Consider the following 3,693-nt stretch of genomic DNA (forward strand, 5'->3'; position numbering starts at 1 on the left):
GATCTACGCCGTGATCGGCAGCGGCATCGCGCACTGGATCGGTCAACCGCTGATCGGGCTCAATTTCCTGCAACAACGTCGTGAGGCGGATTTTCGTTTCGGCCTGACGCGTCTTCGTGAAGACGCCGAAAACGTCGCCCTTTCCCGTGGTCAGGGCTGGGAAAGCAAGCAGTTACTGGGACAACTGGGACTGCTGCTGAGCAACTACGGCAAGCTGGTTCGCTCGAAAAAACACCTGTTGGGCATTAATGCGGCGTATGAGCGATTCGCCTTTACCTTGCCGCTGCTGCTGGTGTCGCCGCGCTTCTTCTCGCGGGAAATCCAACTGGGGCAACTGACTCAGATCGCTTCGGCTTTCGGCGAAATTCAGGCTTCTCTTTCGTTTCTGATTCGTAGCTACCCGCAAATCGCCGAATGGCGTGCGACCAAGACTCGCTTATGCAGTTTCTGGCGTGAACTTGACGCACTACCTGCACCGGTTGACCCCGTCACCCGTCGTACAGCTGGCCTGCGTTTGCATGACTTTGCACCGCTGAACGAGCACGGTTTACCGCTGTTCGAACCGCTGACGCTGACCTTGGCTCCCGGCGAACGGCTGCTGCTGCGCGGCCCTTCCGGCGTGGGCAAGACCACCCTGCTCCGCTCGCTTGCAGGATTGTGGCCACGGCACCAGGGCAGTGTCGAACTGGACCGCGAGGGTCTACTTATCCTGCCGCAGAGGCCTTATTTGCCCAATGGTTCGTTGCATGAACTGTTGCATCAAACCGGCGAGACCGGTGCTATCGAAATCGATGAAGCACGCCTGGAAGCCGTGCTCAAACTGACAGAGTTGCAGCACTTGCCGTTGCACAGCACCGATGACTGGAGCCGGCGTTTGAGCCCCGGCGAGCAACAGCGCCTGGCCATGGCCCGCGCCTTGCTGATTCGGCCACCATTGCTGTTCCTCGATGAAGCCACTTCGGGCCTTGACGACAGTGCTGAGCGACGGCTGTACGAAGCGCTGGCGGCAACCGACATTACGCTGGTCAGCATCGGCCATCGCGAAAGCCTCGGTGCGTACCACACCTGCGTGATCGATGTGGTGCCAGTGGCTTTGCCCTCCGCGCCCAAACCAATCCCCTCCACCACGCTGGAATTTTGAGATTATTGATATCGTTGCCAAAAAAGTGGCTGACGTTTGCGAGCCTGACTGCGTGCCTGCTCTGCGTTCAACACGCTCAGACGAACGAGCCGCTGCTGTACACCGTCAACGCGGCCCAAGCATTGCCCTGTGACGGTTACAGTTAGGGCTTCGGTGCAACTGGAACCGATGCCAGCGTGTCGGTGATCCAGCGTGATAATCAGGCTCAGAATCGATTGAAGGGGCACTGAAGCCTGTCCCCTTTCTTGGCTTCGCTTGTCTTTCAAGGTAAGCGAACGAAAAAGAACGTTCTCGCTACAGAACGCGTTGACTGACGTCCTCCTGCATTGCCGATAAACCCCCAGGACAAATTCCACCTTTGGTATCCGCTGAAGACTCCACCCAGAGCCAGTCGTTTTGTGGGGTAAAAACGACCAAAAATAAAAATGGGTCGCGAGATAAAATCTCGCAACCCATTGAGTTATATAGTCGGGACGGAGTAATTCGAACACTCGCCCCTAGCACCCCATGCTAGTGCCAATCGACCGATATCAGCAGGGATTAGTAACAAGCTGTGCCTCCATTGTTATCTGTCCCGCTATCTTGTGCTTCCTGAATGCCACACACATATCGTGACCAGTGATCCATTAACATTTGCCGCTTGCCGAAAAGGTCTCCACGGCGATAAGCCGCCTCAACCGCACTCTCTACTGCATGTGCAAGTGCCTGCTCGCAGACTTCTCGTGGATAGTGGGTGACCGCACTCGCCCAATCCCTAAAAGTCGAACGGAATCCGTGAGTCGTGAGATCGTTGCGCTTCATTCGACGCAACACCATCAACATCGCCATGTTGCTCAGCGGTCTCCCTTTTCGAGCACCCGGAAACAGATGATTGTTCCCCTTTACGCGTGGAAGAGCGATCAGTAGATCCAAAGCCGCTTGCGACAAAGGAACCCGGTGCTCCTTCCCGGCTTTCATTCGCGACGCCGGAATGGTCCATATCCCTGCCACGAGATCAATCTCCGCCCAGGTAGAGTCAGGCACTTCACTGGTTCGGCAGGCTGTCAGGATGGTGAAGTGCAGGGCTTTAGCGCTCAGATCTTGTGCTTTTTCAAGAGTTCTCAGCTTTCTGGCCTCTGCTGCTTTCTCACGAGCGTTCGCGAGACTTACTTCAGGACTCCCGCCCAGCCCCATGTCTCGGCTCTTGCCGGCAATCTTGTAGCGAAAGATCCAACTAGCGCCACCGGAGCGGCCGACTTTCAAGTAGAGGCCGTCGCCATCATTGGTCATTCCAGCCAACCCGACCCTGATTATTTTCTCTACGGTTTTTGTCGTCAGTGATGCCATCAGTCACCTCCTATTTAAAGGATGATGACTCAATCCAGATGAGTCTCAGCCCATACTCCAGCCCATACCTTGGCCCCTGGCTTTCCGTAGTCGCATGCGGAACACAAAAGACAAAAATCTTCATAAGCGACTGTTTTCAAAATTGTTTTTCGTACCAAAACAGAACATCTATGGACGTCAATAAACATCAAAACAAGAGACATCGCCTCCGCCATCTTTATACGACAAAGCCCTGATTAGTCAGGGCTTTGTCGTTTCTGGGGTTTGGTGGAATCATCGTCTTTCGGCATGTCTTCCATCACTATTATGGAAAACGTTCTGTAATTCAGCCGTTTCACCGTATGCGTCCGGCCAACACATCTTCCTGCCCCCTATGCCAAAGGCGATGGTGTCCACTTAATTTAAGTGGACACCATTTTTAGCCTTTTAAGCGGGTCTTTCATGCAGCCACAACGCCGTTCCTACTCCAAATCCTTCAAGGCTCAGGTCATTCAAGAGTGCGCCCAGCCCGGTGCCTCGATTGCCAATGTCGCACTGAGCCACAGCCTCAACGCGAACCTCGTCCATAAATGGATTCGAGTGCAAACGCAGAAAACCATGGCGCTGCAACCTGCTTTCATTCCGCTGCCCTTGCAGGCTATGGGGGCAAAGTCGGATTGCGCGTCATCGACTATCTGTCTCGAAATCCCACACCCGCGTGGCACCGTCAAAGTGAACTGGCCGACCGAAAGCGCTGCTGCCTGCGCCACCTTTCTTCGAGATCTAATGCGATGATCCGCATCGACGCTATCTGGCTCGCCACCGAACCCATGGACATGCGCGCCGGTACCGACACTGCTCTGGCGCGGGTGGTATCAGTGTTCGGTGCGGCGCAGCCACACTGTGCTTATCTGTTTGCCAACCGCCGCGCCAATCGCATGAAAGTGCTGGTGCACGACGGGTTGGGTATTTGGCTGGCGGCGCGCCGCCTGCATCAAGGCAAGTTCTTCTGGCCGGGTTCTCAACACGGCTCTCAGATGGAATTAGGTGCCGAACAACTGCATGCCCTGGTGCTGGGTTTGCCTTGGCAAAGAGTTGGGCCAAGCGGCGTGATTTCCATCGTGTGACGCCTGCCATGGCCAGCCTGGCCGTGCAATTGTCCGATGAGTCTATCGCCGGTGTAGCCTTGCTCTGGCAAAATCGGCGGCATGACTTCGCTTCCAAACCTCGACCAACTAAACCCTGAA

General features: G+C 55.3%; 4 protein-coding genes. 3 read left to right on the forward strand and 1 reads right to left on the reverse strand.

The window, feature by feature from the left end; all coding sequences use genetic code 11:
• A partial coding sequence (locus WLY71_RS30025; RefSeq protein ID WP_347806465.1) for an ABC transporter ATP-binding protein/permease occupies positions 1–1,141 on the forward strand: 1,141 nt, incomplete at its 5' end.
• 540 nt (positions 1,142–1,681) lie between these two features.
• Here WLY71_RS30025 and WLY71_RS30030 read toward each other — a convergent pair.
• The gene (locus WLY71_RS30030; protein ID WP_347806466.1) at positions 1,682–2,467 is read right to left on the reverse strand and encodes an integrase arm-type DNA-binding domain-containing protein; all 786 of its coding nucleotides are present in this window, start codon (positions 2,465–2,467) and stop codon (positions 1,682–1,684) included.
• Positions 2,468–2,908: 441 nt separating this feature from the next.
• On the opposite strand from WLY71_RS30030, the gene tnpA reads away from it, so the two are divergent.
• Both tnpA and tnpB read left to right on the forward strand, forming a co-directional pair.
• Positions 2,909–3,241 carry an IS66-like element accessory protein TnpA gene (tnpA, locus tag WLY71_RS30035; RefSeq protein WP_347806467.1) on the forward strand — a complete coding sequence of 111 codons (333 nt, stop codon included), beginning with the start codon at positions 2,909–2,911 and terminating at the stop codon, positions 3,239–3,241.
• On the forward strand, positions 3,238–3,573 hold the full coding sequence (tnpB, locus tag WLY71_RS30040; RefSeq protein WP_347806468.1) for an IS66 family insertion sequence element accessory protein TnpB: 336 nt from the start codon (positions 3,238–3,240) through the stop codon (positions 3,571–3,573). Before tnpA ends, tnpB begins: the two co-directional genes overlap by 4 nt.
• Positions 3,574–3,693 lie beyond the last annotated feature (120 nt).

This window comes from Pseudomonas rossensis, assembly GCF_039888995.1.
In the GTDB taxonomy this organism is placed as follows: domain Bacteria; phylum Pseudomonadota; class Gammaproteobacteria; order Pseudomonadales; family Pseudomonadaceae; genus Aquipseudomonas; species Aquipseudomonas rossensis.